At 70.3% G+C, this 24,463-nt stretch carries 22 protein-coding genes; 17 read left to right on the top strand and 5 right to left on the bottom strand.

The features are described 5' to 3' along the window. Nucleotides 1–68: 68 nt before the first annotated feature. The gene (locus K3769_RS27560; protein ID WP_267028967.1) at nt 69–1,151 is read left to right on the top strand and encodes a helix-turn-helix domain-containing protein; all 1,083 of its coding nucleotides are present in this window, start codon (nt 69–71) and stop codon (nt 1,149–1,151) included. 203 nt (nt 1,152–1,354) lie between these two features. Then, complete coding sequence (locus tag K3769_RS27555; protein ID WP_267028966.1) at nt 1,355–2,152, top strand: phosphatase; 798 nt, start codon at nt 1,355–1,357, stop codon at nt 2,150–2,152. 4 nt (nt 2,153–2,156) lie between these two features. Here the strand turns inward: K3769_RS27555 and K3769_RS27550 are convergent, their stop codons facing one another. From K3769_RS27550 to K3769_RS27540, 3 genes are all read right to left on the bottom strand, one after another. Next, entirely contained in the window at nt 2,157–3,038 is an 882-nt protein-coding gene (locus K3769_RS27550; RefSeq protein WP_267028965.1) for an acyl-CoA thioesterase, read from the bottom strand. A gap of 46 nt (nt 3,039–3,084) precedes the next feature. Further along, nucleotides 3,085–4,242: an acyl-CoA dehydrogenase family protein gene (locus tag K3769_RS27545; RefSeq protein WP_267031573.1), complete on the bottom strand. Its 1,158-nt coding sequence runs from the start codon at nt 4,240–4,242 to the stop codon at nt 3,085–3,087. Nucleotides 4,243–4,370: 128 nt separating this feature from the next. Next, complete coding sequence (locus K3769_RS27540) at nt 4,371–5,024, bottom strand: SACE_7040 family transcriptional regulator (protein WP_267028964.1); 654 nt, start codon at nt 5,022–5,024, stop codon at nt 4,371–4,373. 92 nt (nt 5,025–5,116) lie between these two features. Between K3769_RS27540 and K3769_RS27535 the strand changes: the two genes are divergently transcribed. Genes K3769_RS27535 through K3769_RS27520 form a run of 4 tightly spaced genes read left to right on the top strand, consistent with a single transcriptional unit; the run spans nt 5,117 to nt 10,860 of the window. Then, a complete protein-coding gene (locus K3769_RS27535) occupies nt 5,117–6,733 on the top strand; it encodes a carboxyl transferase domain-containing protein (RefSeq protein WP_267028963.1) in 1,617 nt (538 codons plus the stop codon). Between the two features lie 43 nt (nt 6,734–6,776). Next, a complete protein-coding gene (locus tag K3769_RS27530; RefSeq protein ID WP_267028962.1) occupies nt 6,777–8,729 on the top strand; it encodes an acetyl/propionyl/methylcrotonyl-CoA carboxylase subunit alpha in 1,953 nt (650 codons plus the stop codon). Then, nucleotides 8,726–9,688, top strand: coding sequence for a hydroxymethylglutaryl-CoA lyase (locus tag K3769_RS27525; RefSeq protein ID WP_267028961.1), 963 nt, complete (start codon nt 8,726–8,728; stop codon nt 9,686–9,688). Before K3769_RS27530 ends, K3769_RS27525 begins: the two co-directional genes overlap by 4 nt. 11 nt (nt 9,689–9,699) lie before the next feature. Further along, complete coding sequence (locus K3769_RS27520; protein ID WP_267031572.1) at nt 9,700–10,860, top strand: acyl-CoA dehydrogenase family protein; 1,161 nt, start codon at nt 9,700–9,702, stop codon at nt 10,858–10,860. A gap of 28 nt (nt 10,861–10,888) precedes the next feature. Here the strand turns inward: K3769_RS27520 and K3769_RS27515 are convergent, their stop codons facing one another. Then, nucleotides 10,889–11,092, bottom strand: coding sequence for a hypothetical protein (locus K3769_RS27515; protein WP_308216406.1), 204 nt, complete (start codon nt 11,090–11,092; stop codon nt 10,889–10,891). Nucleotides 11,093–11,261: 169 nt separating this feature from the next. On the opposite strand from K3769_RS27515, the gene K3769_RS27510 reads away from it, so the two are divergent. The 8 genes from K3769_RS27510 (at nt 11,262) to K3769_RS27475 (ending at nt 18,998) form a co-directional block, all read left to right on the top strand. Then, nucleotides 11,262–11,429 carry a Scr1 family TA system antitoxin-like transcriptional regulator gene (locus K3769_RS27510; protein ID WP_267028960.1) on the top strand — a complete coding sequence of 56 codons (168 nt, stop codon included), beginning with the start codon at nt 11,262–11,264 and terminating at the stop codon, nt 11,427–11,429. Then, nucleotides 11,426–11,641, top strand: a complete 216-nt coding sequence (locus K3769_RS27505; RefSeq protein ID WP_267031571.1) for a DUF397 domain-containing protein — start codon at nt 11,426–11,428, stop codon at nt 11,639–11,641. The genes K3769_RS27510 and K3769_RS27505 overlap by 4 nt, the downstream gene beginning before the upstream one ends. Nucleotides 11,642–11,693: 52 nt before the next feature. After that, entirely contained in the window at nt 11,694–12,560 is an 867-nt protein-coding gene (locus tag K3769_RS27500; RefSeq protein ID WP_267028959.1) for a hypothetical protein, read from the top strand. A 177-nt stretch (nt 12,561–12,737) separates the two neighbouring features. Then, nucleotides 12,738–13,784 (top strand): ABC transporter substrate-binding protein, encoded by a 1,047-nt coding sequence (locus K3769_RS27495; RefSeq protein WP_267028958.1) that lies wholly within the window; start codon nt 12,738–12,740, stop codon nt 13,782–13,784. A 133-nt stretch (nt 13,785–13,917) separates the two neighbouring features. Beyond that, a complete protein-coding gene (gene desA, locus K3769_RS27490; protein ID WP_267028957.1) occupies nt 13,918–15,366 on the top strand; it encodes a lysine decarboxylase DesA in 1,449 nt (482 codons plus the stop codon). After that, on the top strand, nt 15,350–16,642 hold the full coding sequence (locus tag K3769_RS27485) for a lysine N(6)-hydroxylase/L-ornithine N(5)-oxygenase family protein (protein ID WP_267028956.1): 1,293 nt from the start codon (nt 15,350–15,352) through the stop codon (nt 16,640–16,642). The genes desA and K3769_RS27485 overlap by 17 nt, the downstream gene beginning before the upstream one ends. Then, nucleotides 16,639–17,214, top strand: coding sequence for a GNAT family N-acetyltransferase (locus tag K3769_RS27480; protein ID WP_267028955.1), 576 nt, complete (start codon nt 16,639–16,641; stop codon nt 17,212–17,214). The genes K3769_RS27485 and K3769_RS27480 overlap by 4 nt, the downstream gene beginning before the upstream one ends. Beyond that, the gene (locus tag K3769_RS27475; protein WP_267028954.1) at nt 17,211–18,998 is read left to right on the top strand and encodes an IucA/IucC family protein; all 1,788 of its coding nucleotides are present in this window, start codon (nt 17,211–17,213) and stop codon (nt 18,996–18,998) included. The genes K3769_RS27480 and K3769_RS27475 overlap by 4 nt, the downstream gene beginning before the upstream one ends. 83 nt (nt 18,999–19,081) lie before the next feature. Here K3769_RS27475 and K3769_RS27470 read toward each other — a convergent pair whose 3' ends face one another. After that, complete coding sequence (locus K3769_RS27470; protein ID WP_267028953.1) at nt 19,082–20,704, bottom strand: beta-N-acetylhexosaminidase; 1,623 nt, start codon at nt 20,702–20,704, stop codon at nt 19,082–19,084. Nucleotides 20,705–20,766: 62 nt separating this feature from the next. Between K3769_RS27470 and K3769_RS27465 the strand changes: the two genes are divergently transcribed. The 3 genes from K3769_RS27465 to glmS all read left to right on the top strand — a co-directional run bounded on the left by K3769_RS27465 (nt 20,767) and on the right by glmS (nt 24,202). Then, entirely contained in the window at nt 20,767–21,624 is an 858-nt protein-coding gene (locus K3769_RS27465) for a DUF4429 domain-containing protein (protein ID WP_267028952.1), read from the top strand. 491 nt (nt 21,625–22,115) lie between these two features. Beyond that, entirely contained in the window at nt 22,116–22,373 is a 258-nt protein-coding gene (locus tag K3769_RS27460; protein WP_267028951.1) for a hypothetical protein, read from the top strand. Nucleotides 22,374–22,384: 11 nt separating this feature from the next. Beyond that, nucleotides 22,385–24,202, top strand: a complete 1,818-nt coding sequence (glmS, locus tag K3769_RS27455) for a glutamine--fructose-6-phosphate transaminase (isomerizing) (protein WP_267028950.1) — start codon at nt 22,385–22,387, stop codon at nt 24,200–24,202. Nucleotides 24,203–24,463: the final 261 nt, after the last annotated feature.

Below are 24,463 nucleotides of genomic sequence, written 5' to 3'. Positions count from 1 at the left end.
GCGGCAGCTCTGGCACGGTCATTTGAACCAGGTGAAAAGTCGCTGGTGGGGGAAGTAAGAGGGACAGGATGCTCCGCTTTCACTTCACGGCCGAGGATCTGACCAGGATCCGGGTGGCGAGGGCGCCCGATCCGTTGTGGGAGGTCGCCGTCAGCCTGCACAGGTTCCAGACCAGGGACGGACGCTGGGCCTACGCGCACTGGTACCGCACCGCTCGCCTCCGGCTCCGGGAGGCCGGGCTCGACCACGCGGTACGGAACTTCCTGCTGCCGGTCTTCCCGCGGGCGAGCTACTTTCCCGACTTCCTCACTCCGGCGGAGGGCGAGCAGGGCCTGGACGCCGGACTGGACGCCGTGCTCGCGGCGCCCCGAGGACAGGTGGCCGAGGAGGCGGCCAGACTCGCCGTCAGCGTCGGAGCCCCGAGCTGGGTCTCCCGCCTCGCCGACGACGACATGCGGGGCCGGCTGGTCCGGACGCTGCGCGCCTACCATCGGGCCGTGATCGCCCCATACGGGGAGCAGGTCGACGCGTGCGTGCAGGCGGAGCGGATCCGTCTCGCCCGGGCCCTGCTCGACCGTGGCACCGGGGGGCTGCTCGGCAGCCTCGCCCCCACGATCCGCTGGCGCCACCCCGTCCTGGAGGTCGCTCCCTACCCCGAGGAACGCGACGTCCATCTCCACGGAATGGGCCTGCTCCTGATCCCCTCCTACTTCTGCTGGAAGAGTCCCATCGCCCTGGCTGACGCCGGCCTGCCGCCCGTGATCGTGTACCCGCTCCAGCGGGACCCGGTTCCGGCCCCGGTGCCGGGTGACGGACAGCCGCTGGCCGCGCTCCTCGGCCGCACCCGCGCAGGCATCCTGCGGGCCACCGCCACCGGGGCGACCACCTCGGAGGCGGCTCGGGGTGCCGGGGTCTCGGCGGCGACCGCCACCCATCACACGGCGGCCCTGCGGGACACCGGCCTGATCACCAGCACCCGCTGGGCCAACACGGTGCTGCACACCCTGACCCCCCTGGGAGCAGCCCTGCTCACCACAGAAACCAAAAGCAAACCCCCAACGGCGCAGGGACGCAGCCTCACGCCGACAGGGGCGCGGGGAACTGCGCGGCCAGCACCGACCAACCCGCACCAGACAACGCCCCCGGCGTAGGGGCGCAGCCCCACGCCGACAGGGGCGCGGGAACTGCGCGGCCAGCACCGACCAACCCGCACCCGCCCACCCCGGCGCCCGGGGCGCACCCCCACCCCAACCCCGCCACCCCAGGAGGTACCCACCCCAAACCCCCGAGTGACGCAAATCCCACGCTTCGATACCCCGCACCACCCAGCGGAGCGCACCGGCAGAATGGGGGTATGCCGATACCCGCAACCCCCAGCCGCGCCGACCTCCTCGACCACCTCGTACAGACGCGTATCGCGGGCGACGTGGCCACCCCCCGCGAGAACAACCTCTCCCACTACCGCAAACTGGCCAACGGCGACCGCAACTACTGGCTCGGCCTGGAGCTCGGCGACCGCTGGACCGACGAGCAGGACGTCCTCGCGGTGATGGCCGAGCGGTGCGGCGTGAACGACGACCCGGAGTACCGGTACGGCCAGGACACCATCGACCCGGAGCTGACCGTCGACGCGCTGGAGCGCATGGCGGGCCGCCTGCGCAAGGCCGCCGCCGGCAGACAGCGGGTGCTGTTCGCGACGGGCCACCCGGGCGGCCTGCTCGACGTGCACCGCGCCACCGCCGCCGCCCTGCGCTCGGCCGGGTGCGAGATCGTCGTCATCCCGGACGGCCTGACGACGGACGAGGGCTACGTCTTCCAGTTCGCCGACGTCGCCGTCCTGGAGCACGGCGCGACCCTGTGGCACACCCACTCGGGCGAGCCGATGCGGGCGATTCTGAAGGCTCTGGAGGGCGAGGGCCGCCCCCTGCCCGACCTGGTCGTCGCGGACCACGGCTGGGCGGGCTGCGCGGGCCAGCTGGGCGTGGACTCCGTGGGATACGCGGACTGCAACGACCCGGCCCTGTTCCTCGCGGAGGCGGAGGGCACGGTCCAGGTGACCGTCCCTCTGGACGACCACGTCACGAGCCCCCGCCACTACGACCCGATGACGGCATACCTGCTGAACGCGGCGGGCCTCACCGGCGGCGAGTGAGCCGCTAGCGCGGGATCCGGACCACACCCTCCTGGATCACCGTGATGGCCAGCCGCCCGTCCCGCGTGTAGATACGTGCCTGCCCGAGCCCCCGCCCCCCGGACGCCGACGGCGACTCCTGGTCGTACAGGAGCCATTCGTCGGCGCGGAACGGGCGGTGGAACCACATCGCGTGGTCCAGGGAGGCCCCGACGACGTCCCCGGTGACCCAGCCGCCGCGCCCGTGGGCGAGCAGCACGGAGTCGAGGAGCGTCATGTCGGAGACGTACGTGGCGAGGCAGACGTGCAGCAGCGGCTCGTCGATCGCGCCGTCGAGCTTGCCGTTCGTGCGGAACCAGACCTGCGAGCGCGGCTCGCGCGGCTCGCCGACGCTCGCGAACGGCGGCGCGTCGACATAGCGCAGGTCGACGGCGGCCCGCGCCTCCAGCATCCGCTGCGCGACCTTCCGGTCGCCGTACGCCTCCAGGTACCGCGGCAGCATCTCGGCCGTGGTCTCCAGCGTCTCCGGATCGGGCGCGGGCGGCATGTCGGCCTGGTGGTCCATGCCCTCCTCGTACGTCTGGAACGACGCGGAGAGATGGAAGATCGGCTGTCCGTGCTGGACGGCGACCACCCGGCGGGTCGTGAAGGACCGGCCGTCGCGGATGCGGTCGACGGTGTAGACGATGGGCGCGCCCGGGTCCCCGGCCCGCAGGAAGTAGGCGTGCAGCGAGTGGGCGTGCCGGTCCGCGGGGACCGTACGCCCCGCGGCGACCAGCGCCTGCGCCGCGACCTGCCCGCCGAAGACGCGCGGGACGACGGCGAAGCGCGACTGGCCGCGGAAGATGTCCTGCTCGATCCGCTCCAGGTCGAGCAGATCGAGCAGTCCCTCAAGTGCCTGACTCATGCGTCAGTTGTACCGTGCAGTCGTTTCCCGGAGGTTTTCGCGGGCCCTACAGACCCATGTTCTTGGCGATGATCGACTTCATGATCTCGCTGGTGCCGCCGTAGATGCGGTTGACGCGGTTGTCCGCGTACAGGCGGGCGATCGGGTACTCGTTCATGAAGCCGTAGCCGCCGTGCAGCTGGAGGCAGCGGTCGATGACGCGGTGCGCGACCTCGGTGCAGAAGAGCTTCGCCGACGCCGCTTCGGCGGCGCTGAGCTCACCGGCGTCCAGGGCCTCCAGGGCGCGGTCGGCGACCGCCTGCGCGGCGTCCACCTCGGCCTGGCAGGCGGCCAGCTCGAACTTGGTGTTCTGGAAGTGCGAGACCGGCTTGCCGAAGACCGTGCGCTCAAGGACGTACTCCTTGGCGAAGCGGACGGCCGCCGCGGCCTGGGCGTACGCGCCGAACGCGATGCCCCAGCGCTCGGAGGGCAGGTTGCCGCCGAGGTAGTAGAAGCCCTTGTTCTCCTCGCCGAGGAGGTCCTCGACGGGCACTTTCACGTCGACGAACGCCAGCTCGGCGGTGTCGGAGGTCTTCAGGCCGAGCTTGTCGAGCTTGCGGCCGACCGAGTAGCCCTCGGCCTTGGTGTCCACGGCGAAGAGGGAGATGCCGAAGCGGCGGTCCTCGGCCGTGGACGGGGAGGTGCGGGCGCAGACGATCACGCGGTCGGCGTGCACACCACCGGTGATGAAGGTCTTGGCGCCGTTGAGGACGTAGTGCGTACCGTCCTCGCTCAGCTTGGCGGTGGTCTTCATGCCCGCGAGGTCGGAGCCGGTGCCCGGCTCGGTCATCGCGAGGGCCCACATCTCCTCACCGGAGACGAACTTCGGCAGGAAGCGCTTCTTCTGCTCGTCGGTGGCGAGCGCCTTGATGTAGGGCAGGCCAAGCAGCACGTGCACACCGGAGCCGCCGAAGGAGACACCCGCGCGGGCGGTCTCCTCGTACATCACGGCCTCGAACTTGTACGAGTCGATGCCGGCGCCGCCGAACTCCTCGTCCACGCGGATGCCGAAGACACCCAGCTCGGCGAGCTTGTAGTAGAAGTCGCGGGGCGCCTGGCCCGCCGCGAACCACTCGTCGTAGACGGGCACGACCTCGGCCTCGATGAAGGCGCGCAGGGTCTCCCGGAACGCCTCGTGATCCTCGCTGAACACCGTACGGCGCACCGCCGCCACCTCCGCCTGGCTCAAGTTTCCATGTCCGAGCGCATACCTAAGCGCTTGCTCAGGCCTACGTTACCGGCCGGTCACGACCATCGTCCAGACCAGGACCCGCAGCCTCCCCGAGACGCTCGTCACGCCCCGGCGACTCCACCCGCTCCCTCCGCTCCGGCAGATCCGGTCGCCCCGTTCGCTCCGGGCGCCCCCGCTGCCGCGAACGCGCCCCTCGCCATACGGTGCAACAGTTCCGCCGTGCCCGCCCGTCCGGGCAGTGACCCGGAGCGCCCCAGATGCGGTGTGGAGTTCAGCAGGCCGAAGACCGAGTGCACGGCCGAACGGGCGCTCGGCTCGGCCAGCGCGGGGTGGATCCGCCGCACGACCTCGACCCACAGCTCTACGTACTGCCGCTGCAGCTGCCGTACGAGCTTGCGGTCGCTGTCGCGCAGGCGGTCCAGCTCGCGGTCGTGCAGGGTGATCAGCGGACGGTCGTCGAGCGCGAAGTCGATGTGCCCCTCGATGAGCGAGTCGAGGAGCGCCTCCGGGTCCCCGCCGGACTCCGCCACCCGGCGCTTGCCGCCGGTCAGCAGTTGCTCGCTGATCCCCACCAGCAGCTCGGCGAGCATCGCGTCCTTGCCCGCGAAATGGCGGTACAGACCCGGCCCGCTGATGCCGACCGCCGCGCCTATCTCGTCGACGCCGACGCCGTGGAACCCCCGCTCGGCGAAGAGCCGGGCGGCTTCACGGAGGATCTGCTCGCGCCGGGTGGGGGCGTCGGTTCTCGTGGCCATGCGGGCAATTCTAGACAGGACGGTTAGCGCTCGTTAACCTGAACGGAAAACGCGTTAACGCTCATTAACTTGTTGCGTGAGGGGACCGCAGGATGCACGAGGCACCGGAGCTCCACAGCGCGGCCGATCCCGCGTCGGAGGCCTGGCGGAACAACGAGGCGGCACACCGCGCCCTCGTCGACGAGCTGCGGCACAAGCTCGCCGCGGCCCGCCTCGGCGGCGGTGAGCGGGCCCGCGCCCGGCACACCGCCCGCGGCAAGCTGCTGCCGCGCGACCGCGTGGACACGCTGCTCGACCCCGGCTCGCCGTTCCTGGAGCTGGCCCCGCTGGCGGCCGACGGGCTGTACGAGGGCCAGGCCCCGGCGGCGGGCGTCATCGCCGGCATCGGCCGGGTCGCGGGCCGCGAGTGCGTGGTGGTCGCCAACGACGCCACGGTCAAGGGCGGCACGTACTACCCCATGACGGTGAAGAAGCACCTGCGCGCCCAGGAGGTGGCGCTGGAGAACCGCCTCCCCTGCGTCTACCTCGTGGACTCGGGCGGCGCCTTCCTGCCCATGCAGGACGAGGTCTTCCCCGACCGCGACCACTTCGGCCGGATCTTCTACAACCAGGCCCGGATGTCCGGAGCCGGGATCCCGCAGATCGCGGCGGTCCTCGGCTCGTGCACGGCCGGCGGGGCGTACGTCCCGGCGATGAGCGACGAGGCCGTCATCGTGCGCGGCCAGGGCACGATCTTCCTCGGCGGCCCGCCCCTGGTGAAGGCCGCGACCGGCGAGGTGGTGACGGCGGAGGAGCTGGGCGGCGGCGAGGTCCACTCCCGGATCTCCGGTGTCACGGACCACCTCGCCGAGGACGACGCCCACGCCCTGCGCATCGTCCGCACGATCGTCTCCACGCTCCCCGGCCGCGCCCCCCTGCCCTGGTCGGTCACGCAGGGAGTGGAGCCGAAGGTCGACCCGGCCGGCCTGTACGGCGCGGTGCCGGTCGACTCCCGCACCCCCTACGACGTACGCGAGGTCATCGCGCGCGTGGTGGACGGCTCGCGCTTCGCGGAGTTCAAGTCCGAGTTCGGCCAGACCCTCGTCACCGGCTTCGCGCACATCCAGGGCCACCCGGTGGGCATCGTCGCCAACAACGGCATCCTGTTCTCCGAGTCGGCCCAGAAGGGCGCGCACTTCATCGAGCTGTGCGACCAGCGAGGCATCCCGCTGGTCTTCCTGCAGAACATCTCGGGCTTCATGGTGGGCCGCCAGTACGAGGCGGGGGGCATCGCCAAGCACGGCGCCAAGATGGTCACCGCGGTGGCCTGCGCCCGCGTACCGAAGCTGACGGTGGTGGTCGGCGGCTCGTACGGGGCGGGCAACTACTCGATGTGCGGCCGGGCGTACTCCCCCCGCTTCCTGTGGATGTGGCCGAACGCCAAGATCTCCGTGATGGGCGGCGAGCAGGCAGCCTCCGTCCTCGCGACCGTCAAGCGCGACCAGCTGGAGGGCCGGGGCGAGTCCTGGCCGACGGACGAGGAGGAGGCCTTCAAGGCCCCGATCCGCAGCCAGTACGAGACCCAGGGCAACGCCTACTACGCGACGGCCCGGCTCTGGGACGACGGCGTGATCGACCCGATGGAGACCCGGCAGGTCCTGGGTCTGGCCCTGACCGCCTGTGCGAACGCGCCGCTGGGCGACCCCCAGTTCGGCGTCTTCCGGATGTAAGGGGACGCATCGTGAGGGACGGATCGTGAGGGGACCCAGGACAATGTTCGACACGGTTTTGGTGGCCAACCGGGGCGAGATCGCCGTCCGGGTCATCCGGACACTGCGGTCGCTGGGCGTGCGCTCGGTGGCCGTGTACTCCTACGCGGACGCCGACGCCCGGCACGTGCGCGAGGCGGACACGGCGGTACGCATCGGCCCGGCCCCGGCCGCCGAGAGCTACCTCTCGGCGGAGCGCCTGCTGGAGGCCGCCGCCCGGTCGGGCGCCCAGGCGGTGCACCCGGGGTACGGCTTCCTCGCGGAGAACGCGGACTTCGCGCGGGCCTGCACGGAGGCGGGCCTGGTCTTCATCGGCCCCCCGGCGGACGCGATCTCGCTGATGGGCGACAAGATCCGCGCCAAGGAGACGGTGCGGGCAGCCGGGGTCCCGGTGGTCCCGGGCTCGTCGGGCAGCGGCCTGACCGACGCCCAACTGGCCGCCTCGGCCCGGGAGATCGGCATGCCGGTACTGCTGAAGCCCTCGGCGGGCGGCGGCGGCAAGGGCATGCGCCTGGTGCGGGACGCGGCCGTGCTGGCGGACGAGATCGCCGCCGCGCGCCGGGAGGCCCGCTCCTCCTTCGGCGACGACACCCTCCTCGTGGAGCGGTGGGTCGACCGCCCCCGGCACATCGAGATCCAGGTCCTGGCGGACGGCCACGGGAACGTGGTGCACCTGGGTGAGCGCGAGTGCTCCCTCCAGCGCCGGCACCAGAAGATCATCGAGGAGGCGCCGAGCGTGTTCCTCGACGAGAAAACGCGGGCGGCGATGGGCGAGGCGGCGGTCCAGGCGGCCCGTTCCTGCGGCTATTCGGGCGCGGGCACGGTGGAGTTCATCGTCCCCGGCGACGACCCGGCTTCCTACTACTTCATGGAGATGAACACCCGCCTCCAGGTGGAGCACCCGGTGACGGAGCTGATCACGGGCCTGGACCTGGTCGAGTGGCAGCTGCGGGTGGCGGCAGGCGAACGCCTGGACTTCGCCCAATCCGACGTCACACTCACCGGTCACGCGGTGGAGGCCCGCATCTGCGCGGAGGACCCCGCGCGCGGCTTCCTGCCGTCCGGCGGCACGGTCCTGCGTCTGTACGAGCCCGAGGGCGACGGCGTACGCACCGACTCCGGTCTCACCGAGGGCACGGCGGTCGGCTCGCTGTACGACCCGATGCTGTCGAAGGTGATCGCGTACGGCCCGGACCGCGCGACGGCCCTGCGCCGCCTGCGCGGCGCCCTGGCCCGGACGGTGACGCTGGGGGTACAGACGAACGCGGGCTTCCTCCGCAACCTGCTCGCGCATCCGGCGGTGGTGGCGGGTGAGCTGGACACCGGGCTGGTGGAGCGGGAGGTGGAGGGGCTGGTGCCGGGCGAGGTCCCGGCCGAGGTGTACGAGGCCGCGGCAGCCGTACGCCTGGACGCGCTCGTCCCCGCCGCCGACGCCGACGGCTGGACCGATCCCTTCTCCGTGCCGGCCGGCTGGCGGCTCGGGGGCGAACCGGTCCCGCCTGTCTTCCACCTGCGGGTGACAGGATCTGAACCCGTCACTCTCCGGACGCGTCCCGGCGCCGAGGTCACCCCTTCGCGGGTCTCGGTGACCCACGAAGGCGTACGCCACACCTTCCACCGCTCCGGCACCTGGCTCGGCCGCGACGGCGACGCGTGGAACGTCATGGACCACGACCCCGTCGCCGCCTCCCTCACCGGCGCGGCGCACGCCGGAGCGGACTCCCTCACCGCCCCCATGCCCGGCACGGTCACCGTCGTGAAGGTCGCCCTCGGGGACGAGGTGACCGCGGGGCAGAGCCTGCTGGTCGTGGAGGCGATGAAGATGGAGCACGTCATCTCCGCCCCGCACGCCGGCACCGTCACCGAGCTGGACGTCACCCCGGGCACGACGGTCGCCATGGACCAGGTCCTGGCCGTGATCGTCCCGCAGGAGAAAGCGCCGGAGGAGCAGGCATGACGACCCCCGAACTGGGCCTGCCCATGGCCGTACCGGCCGCCGAGGGCCTGCCCGCGAGGGTCCGTGTCCACGAGGTGGGCGCCCGCGACGGCCTGCAGAACGAGAAGGCGACCGTCCCGACGGCGGTGAAGGCGGAGTTCATCCACCGCCTCGCCGCCGCGGGCCTCACCACCATCGAGGCCACGAGCTTCGTCCACCCCAGGTGGGTGCCGCAACTGGCGGACGCGGAGGAACTGTTCCCCCTGGTACGGGAACTGGGCGCCCCCCATGGCACAGCGGCCCTCCCCGTCCTCGTACCGAACGAGCGGGGCCTGGACCGCGCCCTGTCCCTCGGCGCGACCCGGATCGCGGTGTTCGCCAGCGCCACGGAGTCCTTCGCCAAGGCCAACCTCAACCGCACCGTGGACGAGGCCCTGGCGATGTTCGAGCCGGTGGTGGCGAGGGCCAAGGCCGAGGACGCCCACGTCCGCGGCTACCTCTCCATGTGCTTCGGCGACCCCTGGGAGGGCCCGGTCCCGCTCCCCCAGGTCGTACGCGTCTGCCGGGCCCTGCTCGACATGGGCTGCGACGAGCTGAGCCTGGGCGACACGATCGGCGTGGCGACGCCCGGCCACGTACGGGCCCTCCTCACCGCGCTCAACGCCGAGGGAGTGCCGACGGCGGCCCTCGGCGTGCACTTCCACGACACGTACGGCCAGGCGCTCGCCAACACCCTGGCCGCGCTCCAGCACGGCGTGACGACCGTGGACGCGTCCGCGGGCGGCCTCGGCGGCTGCCCGTACGCGAAGAGCGCCACCGGAAACCTCGCGACCGAAGACCTCGTGTGGATGCTGACGGGACTCGGCATCGACACCGGGGTCGACCTCGGCCTCCTCACCGCCACCAGCGTGTGGATGGCCGGACAACTGGGCCGACCCAGCCCGTCCCGCACCGTCCGCGCCCTCTCCCACAAGGAGTGACCACCATGCCTCTGGACCACCGCCTCTCCCCCGAGCTCGACGAACTGCGGCGCACGGTCGCGGAGTTCGCCCGCGACGTCGTCGCCCCGAAGATCGGCGACTTCTACGAGCGGCACGAGTTCCCGTACGAGATCGTCCGCGAGATGGGCCGGATGGGCCTGTTCGGGCTGCCGTTCCCGGAGGAGCACGGCGGCATGGGCGGCGACTACCTGGCGCTGGGCATCGTCCTCGAAGAACTCGCCCGCGTGGACTCCTCGGTGGCGATCACCCTGGAGGCGGGGGTGTCGCTGGGCGCGATGCCGATCCACCTCTTCGGCACCCCGGAACAGAAGGCGCAGTGGCTGCCCCGCCTCTGCTCGGGCGAACTGCTCGGCGCGTTCGGCCTGACCGAGCCGGACGGCGGCTCGGACGCGGGGGCGACGCGTACGACGGCCCGCCTGGACGAGGCGACGAACGAATGGGTGATCAACGGCAGCAAGTGCTTCATCACCAACTCGGGCACGGACATCACGGGCCTGGTGACGGTCACGGCGGTGACCGGCCGCACCGACACGGGCAAGCCCCTGATCTCCTCGATCATCGTCCCGTCCGGCACACCGGGCTTCACGGTCGCCGCCCCTTACTCGAAGGTCGGCTGGAACGCCTCGGACACCCGCGAGCTGTCCTTCACGGACGTCCGCGTCCCAGCCGCGAACCTGCTCGGCGTGGAGGGCCGCGGTTACGCGCAGTTCCTGCGCATCCTGGACGAGGGCCGCATCGCGATCGCGGCCCTGGCGACGGGCCTGGCCCAGGGCTGCGTCGACGAATCAGTCAAGTACGCGAAGGAACGCCACGCCTTCGGCCGCCCGATCGGCGCGAACCAGGCGATCCAGTTCAAGATCGCGGACATGGAGATGCGGGCCCACACGGCCCGCCTGGCGTGGCGCGACGCGGCGTCCCGCCTGGTGGCGGGCGAGCCGTTCAAGAAGGAGGCGGCCCTGGCCAAGCTCCACTCCTCCACGATCGCGGTCGACAACGCACGCGACGCCACGCAGATCCACGGCGGCTACGGCTTCATGAACGAGTACCCGGTGGCCCGCATGTGGCGGGACTCCAAGATCCTGGAAATCGGCGAGGGCACGAGCGAGGTCCAGCGCATGCTGATCGCCAGGGAACTGGGCCTGCCAGGCTGAGGCGACCACCCGTGCCGCGGCCGGACGTTCACGCGTCCGGCACGCCCTCCGCATTCCCGTCGACCGCACGGACGAAGAACCCGGACGTGTCCAGCTCGAAGTCGAACGGCGGCGGCACGCGCAGCGACTCCCCGAAGGGAACGGTGTGCCGGGACCGGTAGCCCTTGGGCGACGGATCCCAGAAGGCGGTGATCTCCTGGACCTGCATGTCGAGCACCAGGTACACCGGCACGACCCGGCCGTACGTGTCCAGCTTGTCGAGCCAGTCCGCGTCCTTGGTGGAGTCGGACGCCGGCTCCGCGACAAGGGACAGAGCGGCTCCGTCGGCATGACGGCCGGCTTCGCCGAAGGCCGTCTCGTTCCCGACCGCCGGGCAGGGCGTCGACTACGCCCATGGGCAGGTGACCGCCCTGGACACCGCCCAGTTGGACACCAGCCATGGCAGCGAACTGATCGACGCGGTAGGGAAGTTGGAGACGTACCGGCTGATCCTGGACCGCATGGAGGAAGCCGCCCTCCAACCCGCCGGTTCCCACGACCTCATCGCAACCATCGCCAAAAGCATCTGACGAGGAGCACCGTCAACACCCCACACTGGCAGAAGTCCACCCACAGTGAGGAGGCCTCCTCCTGCGTCTACATCGCCACCCCCGCCGCCGGAACGGTCCTCCTCCGGGAGAGCGACGACCCGGACACCATCCTCACCACCGGCCCGCGTCAGCTCGCGGCCCTGATACGCACCCTTGGCATAGGCCAGAGGCAAAATCACTCGTACGACTGAACGCCTGCCGTTCAGCCGTCCACCGGCAGCGCAGCTCACTACGTTCCGTCGCATGGTCAGCTCACCACATGAGGCGATGCACCAGATCTTCAGGGAGGATCCCCGGCTGTTCGCCCGGGCCCTCCCGAAGGCCGGCATCACTCTCCCCGAACCCACGGACGTCCAGCTCCTGGACACCGATCTCACCGAGATCAGGCCCCTCGAACGACGCGTGGACACCCTGTTACGGGTCGACACGGCGAACAGCGGAAGCTACCTGCTCGCCATCGAGATGCAGGGGCGACGGGACCCGGACAAGCTCAACAGCTGGAGGTACTACCTGGCGCACCTCTACGCCAAGTACGAACTGCCCCCGGTCCTCCTCGTCGTCTGCCAGGACAAGTCCACCGCGTCCTGGGCGGCCGAGCCCATCCGCATCGGCCCGCCCACCCACACCAGCATCGCCGTCTTCCCGCTGGTCCTGGGGCCCGACAACCTCCCCGCGATCATCGACCCGGACGAGGCGGCACAAGACCTGGGCCTCTCGGCCTTCTCAGCACTCACACACGCCAAGGATCCCGCCCTCCCTGCGATACTGGACGCTCTGGCGACGGCAGTCGTCGACACCGGCGGCCAAGCCGCGAAGGACTGGGCGGAATTCATCGAGATCGGTCTGGGCGACCCCCGGACGCGCGCACTATGGAGGAACTTGATGGCCACATACACCAGTCGCTTCCCCGGCAGCGGGACCATCATCGAGGAGACCCGCATCCAGAGCCGGAGCGAGGACATTCTCCGTCTCCTCACCCTGCGCGGCATCGACGTCCCCGAAGCCGCCCAGGAGCGCATCACCGGATGCACCGACCTGGAGACCCTCGGCACCTGGTTCGACCGGGCGGTCACGGCCACCGGCGTGGAAGAGCTGTTCGCGCAGCGGTAAGCCACCGCCACCGACCCGCACAGCGGCGTCAACCCCAAGGGCTGCGGCAGGCAACCGTGAGGCAAGGAAGCTCGATCCTCCTCGCCTCGCGGGCCGCCTCGCAGGTGCTGAGGTTAGGCTAACCTACCTTCGCATCTGTCCGGTGGGTCATCCGCCCTGTTCGAAAGCAGTCACGCCATGTTCAACGCCCGTGCCACCCACCTCACCCGACGCGGCGTCCTCGCCGCCGGCGGGGCCGTCGGACTCGGGGCCGTGCTGGCCGCCTGCGGTGACGACGACGCGAAGAGCGGTGGCTCGGCGGAGAAGACGAACGCCGCCGGGTCCGGCCCCTGGTCGTTCAAGGACGACCGCGGCGAGACCGTGAAGCTCGACAAGGCCCCCGCGAACATCGTCGCGTTCACCGGTGTCGCCGCCGCCCTCTTCGACTACGGCATCGAGGTCAAGGGCGTCTTCGGCCCGACGAAGACCAAGGACGGCAAGGCCGACGTCCAGGCCGGCGACATGGACGTCAGCAAGGTGACCGTCCTCGGCAACGTCTACGGCCAGTTCAACGTCGAGAAGTACGCCACGCTCGCCCCGGACGTGCTGATCTCCACGATGTTCGACGACGCCGGCACCCTCTGGTACGTCCCCGCGGAGTCCAAGGACAAGATCGCCAAGCTCGCCCCGAGCGTCGGCATCTCCGTCTTCGACCGCCAGCTGCCGGGGCCGCTGGAGCGCATGCTCGCGCTCGCCGAGTCGCTGGGCGCGGACGTGAAGGCCGCCAAGACCGTCGAGGCGAAGAAGAACTTCGAGAAGGCCGCCGAGCGGTTGCGCGCCGCCGCCAAGGCCCGCCCGGAGATCAAGGTCCTCGCCGGTTCCGCCAGCCAGGACATCTTCTACGTGTCCGGCTCGAACCTCTCCATCGACCTGGAGTACTTCAAGGCCCTCGGCGTGAACCTCGTCGAGCCGCCGGCCAAGGTCCTCAAGGCCAGCGGCGGCTGGTTCGAGAACCTGAGCTGGGAGAACGTCGACAAGTACCCGGCGGACGTCATCATCATGGACGACCGCACCGCGACCATCCAGCCCGCCGACATCACCGAGGCGACCTGGAAGAAGCTGCCCGCCGTCAAGGCCGGCCAGGTCATCGGCCGTACCCCGGAGCCGATCCTCTCCTACGCCAAGTGCACCCCCATGCTCAACAACCTCGCCGAGGCCATCGAGAAGGCCAAGAAGGTCGCCTGAGCCCAGAGCCCCCCCGGGGGGACCGCGGAGGACAGGGACACAGGAACTTAGGTTAGGCTAACCTAAGTTAAGAGCCGCCCCCCAGGGCTCTCCCCTGCGCCCGTCCCTCTCCCGCCCCCCGGAGGCCTCCCCCATGCGCTCCCGCTCGCACCTGCTCAATGACACGACCGCGGACCGGTACCGCCGTTCCGTGACCGAGGGGATAGAGCGAGTGGCGGCCAAACTCGCCACCACCGAGCGTCCGTTCACGGGTGTCACGGTCGACGCCCTCGCCCCCCGCATCGACCGCGTCGACCTCGACAAGCCCCTGCACGACACCACCGCGGTGCTCGACGAGCTGGAGGACGTCTACCTCCGGGACGCGATCTACTTCCACCACCCCCGCTACCTCGCGCATCTCAACTGCCCGGTGGTCATCCCCGCGCTGGTGGGCGAAGCGGTCCTCTCCGCCGTCAACTCCTCCCTCGACACCTGGGACCAGTCGGCCGGCGCCACCCTCATCGAGCGCAGGCTCATCGACTGGACCAACGAGCGCATCGGCTTCGGCCCCTCCGCCGACGGCGTCTTCACCTCCGGCGGCTCGCAGTCCAACCTCCAGGCCCTGCTGCTCGCCCGGGAGGAGGCCAAGAGCGACGCCTACGCCGACCTGCGGATCTTCGCTTCCGAGGCCGGCCACTTCAGCGTGAAGAAGTCCGCGAAACTGCTCGGGCTCGGCCCCGACGCCGTCGTCACCGTCCCCACCGGCAACGACAAGCGCATGCGGACGGTCGCGCTCGCCCACGAGCTGGAGCGCTGCGAGCGCGACGGCCTCGTCCCCATGGCGGTCGTCGCCACCGCCGGCACCACCGACTTCGGCTCCATCGACCCGCTGCCCGAGATCGCCGAACTGTGCGAGCAGTTCGGCACCTGGCTGCACGTGGACGCCGCGTACGGCTGCGGCCTGCTCGCCTCGCTCAGGAACCGGCACCGCATCGACGGCATCGAGCGCGCCGACTCCGTGACCGTGGACTACCACAAGTCCTTCTTCCAGCCCGTGAGTTCGTCCGCCGTGCTCGTCCGCGACGCGGCCACCCTGCGGCACGCCACCTACCACGCGGAGTACCTCAACCCGCGGCGCTCGGTGCAGGAGCGCATCCCCAACCAGGTCGACAAGTCCCTGCAGACCACCCGCAGGTTCGACGCCCTCAAACTGTGGATGACACTGCGGACGATGGGCGCCGACGGCATCGGCCGGCTCTTCGACGAGGTCTGCGACCTGGCCGAGCGGGGCTGGCAGCTCCTTGCCGCCGACCCGCGCTACGACGTCGTGGTCGCCCCCTCCCTCTCCACCCTCGTCTTCCGCTACATCCCGGCCGCCGTCACCGACCCCGCCGAGATCGACCGCGCCAACCTGTACGCCCGCAAGGCCCTGTTCGCCTCCGGCGACGCGGTGGTCGCGGGGACGAAGGTCGGCGGCCGTCACTTCCTGAAGTTCACCCTGCTCAACCCCGAGACCACGACGGACGACATCGCCGCCGTGCTCGACCTGATCGCCGGCCACGCCGAGCAGTACCTTGGAGAATCCCTTGACCGCGCTTCCTGAATCCGCCGAAACCACCGTGCACACGCACGACTTCATCGGCATCGGTCTCGGCCCCTTCAACCTCGGCCTCGCCTGCCTCACCGAGCCGATCGACGAACTCGACGGTGTCTTCCTGGAGTCCAAGCCGGACTTCGAGTGGCACTCCGGGATGTTCCTGGAGGGCGCGCACCTCCAGACGCCGTTCATGTCGGACCTGGTCACCCTGGCCGACCCGACCTCCCCGTACTCCTTCCTCAACTACCTGAAGGCGTCGGGCCGTCTGTACTCGTTCTACATACGCGAGAACTTCTACCCGCTGCGCGTCGAGTACGACGACTACTGCCGCTGGGCCGCCTCGAAACTCTCCAGCGTCCGCTTCAGCACGACGGTCACGGAGGTGACGTACGAGGAGGGGCACGAGGTGTACGTCGTCCGGACCACCGCCGGTGACGCGTACCGCGCCCGGCATCTGGTCCTCGGCACCGGCACTCCCCCGTACGTCCCGGAGGCCTGCGCGGACCTCGGCGGGGACTTCATCCACAACTCCCGCTACCGGCAGCACAAGCGCGAACTGCAGGCCAAGAAGTCGATCACGCTGGTCGGCAGCGGGCAGTCCGCCGCCGAGATCTACTACGACCTGCTGAGCGAGATCGACGTCCACGGCTACCGGCTGAACTGGGTCACGCGCTCCCCGCGGTTCTTCCCGCTGGAGTACACCAAGCTCACCCTGGAGATGACCTCCCCGGAGTACGTCGACTACTTCCACGCGCTGCCCGAGCGAACCCGCTACCGCCTCCGGACGGAGCAGAAGGGCCTGTTCAAGGGGATCGACGGGGAGCTGATCGACTCGATCTTCGACCTGCTCTACCAGAAGAACCTCGGCGGCCCGGTCCCCACCCGCCTGCTCACCAACTCGGCGCTGACAAGGGCGGATCACGAGAACGGCACGTACACCCTCGGCCTGCGCCAGGAGGAGCAGGAGACGGAGTACGAGCTGCAGTCCGAGGGCCTGATCCTCGCGACCGGCTACCAATACGTCGAGCCCGCGTTCCTGAAGCCCGTGCGCGACCGCATCCGCTACGACGGGCACGGCAACCACGACGTGGCGCGCAACTACGCCATCGACACGACGGGCCGCGGCATCTTCCTGCAGAACGCGGGCGTCCACACCCACTCGGTGACGTCACCGGACCTCGGCATGGGCGCGTACCGCAACGCGTACATCATCCGGGAACTGCTCGGCACCGAGTACTACCCGGTGGAGAAGTCCATCGCGTTCCAGGAGTTCGCCGTATGAGCGCCGCCAAGACCGGCGCCACCGTGGGCACGCTGACCCTGCGCCCGCTCGACCCCCTCAGGGACGCCGAGCTGCTGCACTCCTGGGTGACCCACCCCAAGGCGGCGTACTGGATGATGCGGGACGCGAGACTGCAGGACGTGGAGCGCGAGTACATGGCCATCGCGGCGAGCGAGCACCATCACGCGTATCTCGGCCTGCACGACGGCCGGCCCGCGTTCCTGATGGAGAAGTACGACCCCCGGTACATCGAACTCGTCGGGCTGTACGAGCCCGAGCCCGGTGACGTCGGCATGCACTTCCTGGTCGCCCCCACCGACCGGCCCGTGCACGGCTTCACCCGGGCCGTCATCACCGCCGTGATGGACGAGCTGTTCGCCGACCCCCGCACCCGCCGGGTCGTCGTCGAGCCCGACGTCACCAACGAGGCGGTGCACGCGCTCAACGAGGCAGTCGGCTTCGTCCCGGAGCGCGAGATCGACAAGCCGGAGAAGCGTGCGCTGCTGTCCTTCTGCACGCGCGACCAGTTCCTGAACCGGCGCAGTCCGGCCAGCCGAGGAGTTTCCCCGTGACCCTGTCCGACGCCGTGGCGCATCTGTCCCCCCACCGCTGGGCCCGGGCCAACCGCCTCCTGATCCGCAAGGCCCTCGCCGAGTTCGCCCACGAGCGCCTGATCACCCCCGAGCCGGTCACGGACGGCAGCGACGACGGCACGTACGCCGTACGCAGCGACGACGGCCGGACCAGCTACCGGTTCACCGCCGTCCGCCGCTCCCTCGACCACTGGCAGGTGGACGCGGAGTCGATCACCAGGCACCGCGACGGGGAGGGCGAACTCCCGCTCGCCGCCCTGGACTTCTTCATCGAGCTGAAGAAATCACTCGGCCTGAGCGACAAGGTGCTGCCGGTCTACCTGGAGGAGATCTCCTCCACCCTCTCCGGCACCTGCTACAAGCTCACCAAGCCTCAGCGCACCTCTCCCGAGCTGGCGGAAAGCGGCTTCCAGGAGATCGAGACGGGGATGACGGAGGGCCACCCCTGCTTCGTCGCCAACAACGGCCGGCTCGGCTTCGGGATCCACGAGTACCTCTCGTACGCGCCCGAGACCGCGAGCCCCGTACGGCTCATCTGGCTGGCCGCGCACCGCTCGCGGGCCGCGTTCACGGCGGGCGTCGGTATCGAGTACGAGTCGTTCCTCCAGGGCGAGCTGGGCAAGGAGACCGTGGACCGCTTCCACGGCGTCCTGCGCGACCAGGGCCTCGACCCGGCCGACTACCTCTTCATCCCGGTCCACCCCTGGCAGTGGTGGAACAAACTGACGGTGACCTTCGCCGCCGAGGTCGCCCGGCAGCACCTGGTGTGCCTGGGCGAGGGCGACGACGAGTACCTGGCGCAGCAGTCGATCCGGACGTTCTTCAACCGGAGCGAGCCCGAGAAGCACTATGTGAAGACCGCCCTGTCGGTCATCAACATGGGCTTCATGCGCGGCCTGTCCGCCGTCTACATGGAGGCGACCCCGGCCATCAACGACTGGCTGGCGCAGCTCATCGAGAACGACCCGGTGCTCCGCTCGACCGGCCTGTCGATCATCCGCGAGCGCGCGGCCGTCGGCTACCGGCACCTGGAGTACGAGGCCGCCACCGACCGCTACTCCCCGTACCGCAAGATGCTCGCCGCCCTGTGGCGCGAGAGCCCGGTCTCCTCGCTCCGCGACGGCGAGTCGCTGGCCACCATGGCCTCGCTCGTCCACGTCGACCACGAGGGCTCCTCGATCGCCGCCGCGCTGATCGAGCGCTCGGGGCTGACCCCGGTGGAGTGGCTGCGCCGCTACCTCCGCGCCTACTTCACCCCGCTGCTGCACAGCTTCTACGCGTACGACCTGGTGTTCATGCCGCACGGCGAGAACGTCGTCCTCGTCCTCAAGGACGGGGTGGTCGAGCGGGCGATCTACAAGGACATCGCCGAGGAGATCGCCGTCATGGACCCGGACGCGGTGCTCCCGCCGACGGTCGAGCGGCTGCGCGTCGACGTCCCCGAGGACAAGAAACTCCTGTCGATCTTCACCGACGTCTTCGACTGCTTCTTCCGCTTCCTGGCGGCGAACCTCGCGGCCGAGGGCGTCATCGGGGAGGACGACTTCTGGCGGACCGTCGCCGACTGCGTACACGACTACCAGGCGTCGGCGCCCGAACTCGCGGACCGGTTCCGGCAGTACGACATGTTCGCGCCCGAGTTCGCGCTGTCCTGCCTCAACCGGCTGCAACTGCGCGACAACGAGCAGATGGTGGACCTCGCCGACCCGGCCGGAGCCCTCCAGCTCGTCGGCACCCTGAAGAACCCGATAGCCGGGCTGTAGCCGGTCACCCGTTCGCGGCCCCTCAAGCAGGCGGGCGCCCCCATGTACGGTCCCAGGGGCGCCCGCCGTCGTACTCACCTCAACTAGGCGGCCGGCCAGGGCACTTGCGGTGACCGGTAGTAGTCGATGCCCAGCGCGTCCCAGCGGGGCGCCTGCGCGGCGAGCCGCACCTTGTAGGTGTCCCAGTCGTGCGTCGAGGCGGGCGACCAGCCCAGCTCGGCCACGCCCGGCAGCCGCGGGAACGCCATGTACTCGATGTGCTCCGAGGTGGACAGCGTCTCCGTCCACAGCGGCGCCTCGACCCCGCGCACGGCCGAACCGGTCACGCCCGGCAGGTAGTTGCCGGGGTCCCAGTCGTACGACCGCCGCACCTCCACGAGCCCGGCCCAGGCCTGGCCGAGGGGTGTGTCGGCGGTGTACTTCATGTCGAGGTAGACCCGGTCGGCGGGCGAGAGGACGATCCCCGTACCGCCGCGCGCGGCTGCCGCGACCTGCTCCTTCTCGGCGGCGCTCGTGTCGTCGAGACCCCAGTACTGGGCCAGCGCGCCCTTCGCCGGACTGGCGCCGGTCAGCTGGTGCCAGCCCATGACCTTCTTCCCGTACTTGGCGACGATGGGCTGGACCTTCTCCATGAAGGCCACATAGTCCTCGTGGCTGGTGGAGTGCGCCTCGTCACCGCCGATGTGGAGGTACCTGCCAGGGGTGAGCGCGGCCAGTTCCCGCACCACGTCGTCCACGAAGTCGTACGTCACCGGCTTGTCGACGCACAGCGAACTGAAGCCGACCTCGGTGCCGGTGTAGAGCGGCGGGGCGACACCGTCGCAGTTCAGCTCGGCGTACGAGGCGAGCGCCGCGTTGGTGTGACCGGGCATGTCTATCTCGGGCACGACCTCCAGATGCCGTGCGGCGGCGTACCGCACGAGGTCCTTGTACTGGGCCTTCGTGTAGAAGCCGCCCGCTCCGCCGCCGACCGACGTGGACCCGCCGTACGTGGCCAGGCGCGGCCAGGAGTCGATGGCGATGCGCCAGCCCTGGTCGTCGCTGAGGTGCAGGTGGAGCGTGTTGATCTTGTAGAGCGCGAGCTGGTCGATGTAGCGCTTGACCTGGTCCACGGTGAAGAAGTGCCGGGAGACGTCCAGCATCGCGCCGCGGTAGCCGTAGCGGGGGGTGTCGGTGATGGTGCCGCCGGCGACCGCCCAGGGTCCCGGCTGCTTCGAGTCCCGCTCGGCCGCCGCCGGCAGCAGCTGCCGCAGGGTCTGCACGCCGTGGAACAGCCCGGCGGCCTTGCGGGCGGTGATCGTGACAGCACCCTTCCCGCTGGTCAGCCGGTAGCCCTCGGCGCCCAGGCGCGCGGTGTCCTTCTGACTGATCCTGAGCCGGATGCCGTCGCCGCCCGGGTCGTCGGTGACGGGAAGCCGGTAACCGGTCGACGGCCGCAGCACCCCGGCGAGATACGAGCCGACGTCCCGGACCCCCTTCGACCGGTCGACGCGGATGCGCGTACCGCTCGTGATCCGGTACGGCGAGCCGCCGGGGTCGACGGAGGCGGGGGCGGGCACGACCCGGCCCAACGGGGTGGCTGACGGAGTACGTGACGGAGTGACTGTGCGGTCGGCCGCGGACGGTGCCGCGCCGACCGCGGAGATACCGGCGGCTGCCACGAGCAGCAGCGTACCGAGCAGACGGGGCGTTCTGTGCTGTCTCACATGCGCTCCCTTCGAATGGGTATAGACCACTCTCCCGCAGAGCCGGTGAAACAATCCCCCTCATGGCGGAAATCATCCAGCGGGACGGCACGTGGACCTTCGACGGTGACGCCCTGCGGCTGGTGCCGGGCCGCGACAAGAACGTGGGTGTGCTGCGCAAGTCCCTGGGTGAACTGGCTCTGCCGCTCGGCGCGTTGGCGGGGATCTCGTTCGAGCACGGCAAGAAGTCCGGGCGGCTCAGGCTGCGGCTGCGGGACGGCGCGGACCCGCTGCTGCACGCGACCGGGGGCAGGCTCACGGACTCCTCCGACCCCTACCAGCTGGCCGTCGAGTCGGACCGTTACGGCGTCGCCGAGTACTTCGTGGACGAGATCCGCAACGCGCTGCTCCTGGACGAGGTGCCGACCACCGCCGTCGACCGCTATCTGCTGCCGGGGCCCGCCGTGCCGCTGTCGGTCTCCGCCGGGGACGGCACCGCGAGCTTCGACGGGGAGCGGGTCCGGCTGGAGTGGAACTGGAAGACGGAGGAGGCGAAGTCGGCGGCGGGCGCCCGTACGCTCGCGCTGGCCGACATCCAGGCCGTGGAGTGGCAGCCGTCGGTGGGGCTGGAGAACGGGCATCTCCGCTTCACGGTGCGGGGTGCGCCCACGAAGGCGCCGCCGAAGTACGACCCCAACGCGGTGGAGCTGTGGGGCTTCAAGAAGGACCCCCTGATGGCGCTGGTGGCGGCGGCGGTCCAGGCCCGCCTCCCCCACCCGTCGGCCCCGGCCGAGGCCCCCGCGAAGCAACTCACCCCCACGGAGGTGGACCACGACGCCCTGCTGCGCCGCCTGCGCGAACTGGGTGCGCTGCGCGACGCGGGCGTCCTGACGGACGAGGAGTTCACCCTGGCGAAGCAGGCGATCCTGCGGGGGATGTAGACCCCCTTCCAGGGGGGAATGGCTGGGGCAGGGTCAGAGTGCGGCCCGGTGGGGGCCGGCCGCGCAGTTCCCCGCGCCCCCTAAAAACCCACCGCGGGCCCGTGACGGCCAGTGAGGGCGGTGAAGGCTGGGTGCGCAGTTCCCCGCGCCCCTAAAAGCCCACTGCGGTCCGGTGGCGGCCAGTGAGGGCAGAGAAGGCCGGCCGCGCCGTTCCCCGCGCCCCTGAAAGCGGGGCTGCGCCCCAGGAGTCAGGGCGGGGACGGCGGCCGACACAGCACCCCGCCCCAGGGACGCGGGCAGGCGCAGCCCGCCCCGAGGGGCGGGGGAACTGCGCGGCCGACCCCACTCACCCGCACCCGACACACCTGCCCCGCCCATTCTCACCCCGGTCTCCCCCCTTCACCCGGCGAAGTGAAAGTATCCGCACCGACTCCTGCCCGAAATCGGGCAAGATTCTTGCGATCCCCCTCGCTTTAGCCCAGGATCAACCCGTGCACGACGACCTGGTTGATCACCTGACACGCTCCTCGGCCCTCACCCGGGGCGAGGCACTGCGGGTGATCCAGGACGTGCTCGCCTACTTCGACGAGACGACGGAGGACTACGTCCGTCGCCGCCACCGGGAGCTCCAGGCCCAGGGCCTGGTCAACTCGGCGATCTTCGAACGGATCACGGCGGACCTCAAATACCGCGCGGTCGCACCTCCGGAGCTCACGCTCCGCCAGGTGCGCCGCATCGTCTACGGCTAGGAACCATCTGTATGTGCGGAATCGTGGGATACATCGGCAGGCGCGACGTGGCGCCGCTGCTCCTGGAGGGCCTGCAGCGCCTGGAGTACCGCGGCTACGACTCGGCCGGTCTCGTCGTGACGTCACCGAAGACGGCCGGCCTGAAGATGGTCAAGGCCAAGGGCCGGGTCCGTGACCTGGAGGCCCGCGTCCCCAAGCGCTTCGCCGGCACCACGGGCATCGCCCACACCCGCTGGGCCACCCACGGCGCCCCCTCCGACGAGAACGCGCACCCGCACATGTCGGCCGACAACAAGGTCGCCGTCGTCCACAACGGCATCATCGACAACGCCTCCGACCTGCGCAAGAAGCTGGAGGCGGAGGGCGTCGAGTTCCTCTCGGAGACCGACACCGAGGTCCTCACGCACCTCATCGCCCGCTCCCAGGGCGAGAAGCTGGAGGACAAGGTCCGCGAGACCCTGCGGGTCATCGAGGGCACGTACGGCATCGCCGTGATGCACGCCGACCACGCGGACCGCATCGTGGTGGCCCGCAACGGCTCCCCGGTCGTCCTCGGCATCGGCGAGAAGGAGATGTTCGTCGCCTCGGACATCGCCGCGCTCGTCACCCACACCCGCCAGATCGTCACACTCGACGACGGCGAGATGGCGACCCTGAAGGCCGACGACTTCCGTACGTACACCACCGAGGGCACCCGTACGACGGCCGAGCCGACCACCGTCGAGTGGGAGGCCGCCTCCTACGACATGGGCGGCCACGACACGTACATGCACAAGGAGATCCACGAGCAGGCCGAGGCCGTGGACCGGGTGCTGCGCGGCCGGATCGACGACCGGTTCTCGACCGTGCACCTGGGCGGGCTGAACCTGGACGCCCGCGAGGCGCGCAAGATCCGCCGCGTGAAGATCCTGGGCTGCGGCACCTCGTACCACGCGGGCATGATCGGCGCCCAGATGATAGAGGAGCTGGCCCGTATCCCCGCGGACGCCGAGCCCGCCTCCGAGTTCCGCTACCGCAACGCGGTCGTCGACCCCGACACCCTGTACGTGGCGGTGTCCCAGTCCGGTGAGACGTACGACGTGCTGGCCGCCGTGCAGGAACTGAAGCGCAAGGGCGCCCGGGTGCTGGGCATCGTGAACGTGGTGGGTTCGGCGATCGCCCGCGAGGCGGACGGCGGCATGTACGTGCACGCCGGCCCCGAGGTCTGCGTCGTCTCGACCAAGTGCTTCACGAACACCACGGTCGCCTTCGCGCTGCTCGCCCTGCACCTGGGCCGCACCCGTGACCTGTCGGTCTCCGACGGCAAGCGGATCATCGAGGGCCTGCGCAAGCTGCCCGGCCAGATCACGGAGATCCTCGACCAGGAGGACGAGATCAAGAAGCTGGCCGAGCAGTACGCCGAGGCCCGCTCGATGCTCTTCATCGGTCGCGTACGCGGCTATCCGGTGGCCCGGGAGGCCTCGCTGAAGCTGAAGGAGGTCTCGTACATCCACGCCGAGGCCTACCCCGCCTCGGAGCTGAAGCACGGCCCGCTCGCGCTGATCGAGCCCGCACTGCCGACGGTCGCGATCGTCCCCAACGACGACCTGCTGGAGAAGAACCGCGCGGCCCTGGAGGAGATCAAGGCCCGCAGCGGCAAGATCCTCGCGGTGGCCCATGAGCACCAGGAGAAGGCCGACCAGACGATCCTCGTCCCGAAGAACGAGGACGAACTGGACCCCATCCTGATGGGCATCCCCCTCCAACTCCTCGCCTACCACACGGCCCTGGCCCTCGGCCGGGACATCGACAAGCCGAGGAACCTGGCCAAGTCGGTGACGGTGGAATAGCCCCGAACAGGGGCACGGCGCACCACGTGCCCCCACCCCGCCCCGCCCGCGCAACGGACCCCCGCGTGTCGCCACCAGACACGCGGGGGTCCGTTCACGCGCCGGGGCCGCCCAAAACCCCGGCCGGCTGCCCACCACCGGTAACCGTCACGCTCCGGCCGGCAGCACACCGCACAACGACGGCAAACCTGCTGCCTATATGCCCTTCACAAGCACACAAACACATCTACGCATGAGTAGTTTTGCCATGCCACGAAAGGG

The organism is Streptomyces ortus (assembly GCF_026341275.1).
In the GTDB taxonomy this organism is placed as follows: domain Bacteria; phylum Actinomycetota; class Actinomycetes; order Streptomycetales; family Streptomycetaceae; genus Streptomyces; species Streptomyces ortus.
The sequence above is the reverse complement of the archived record's forward strand: the minus strand, read 5'-3'. Positions and strand labels throughout refer to the sequence as shown.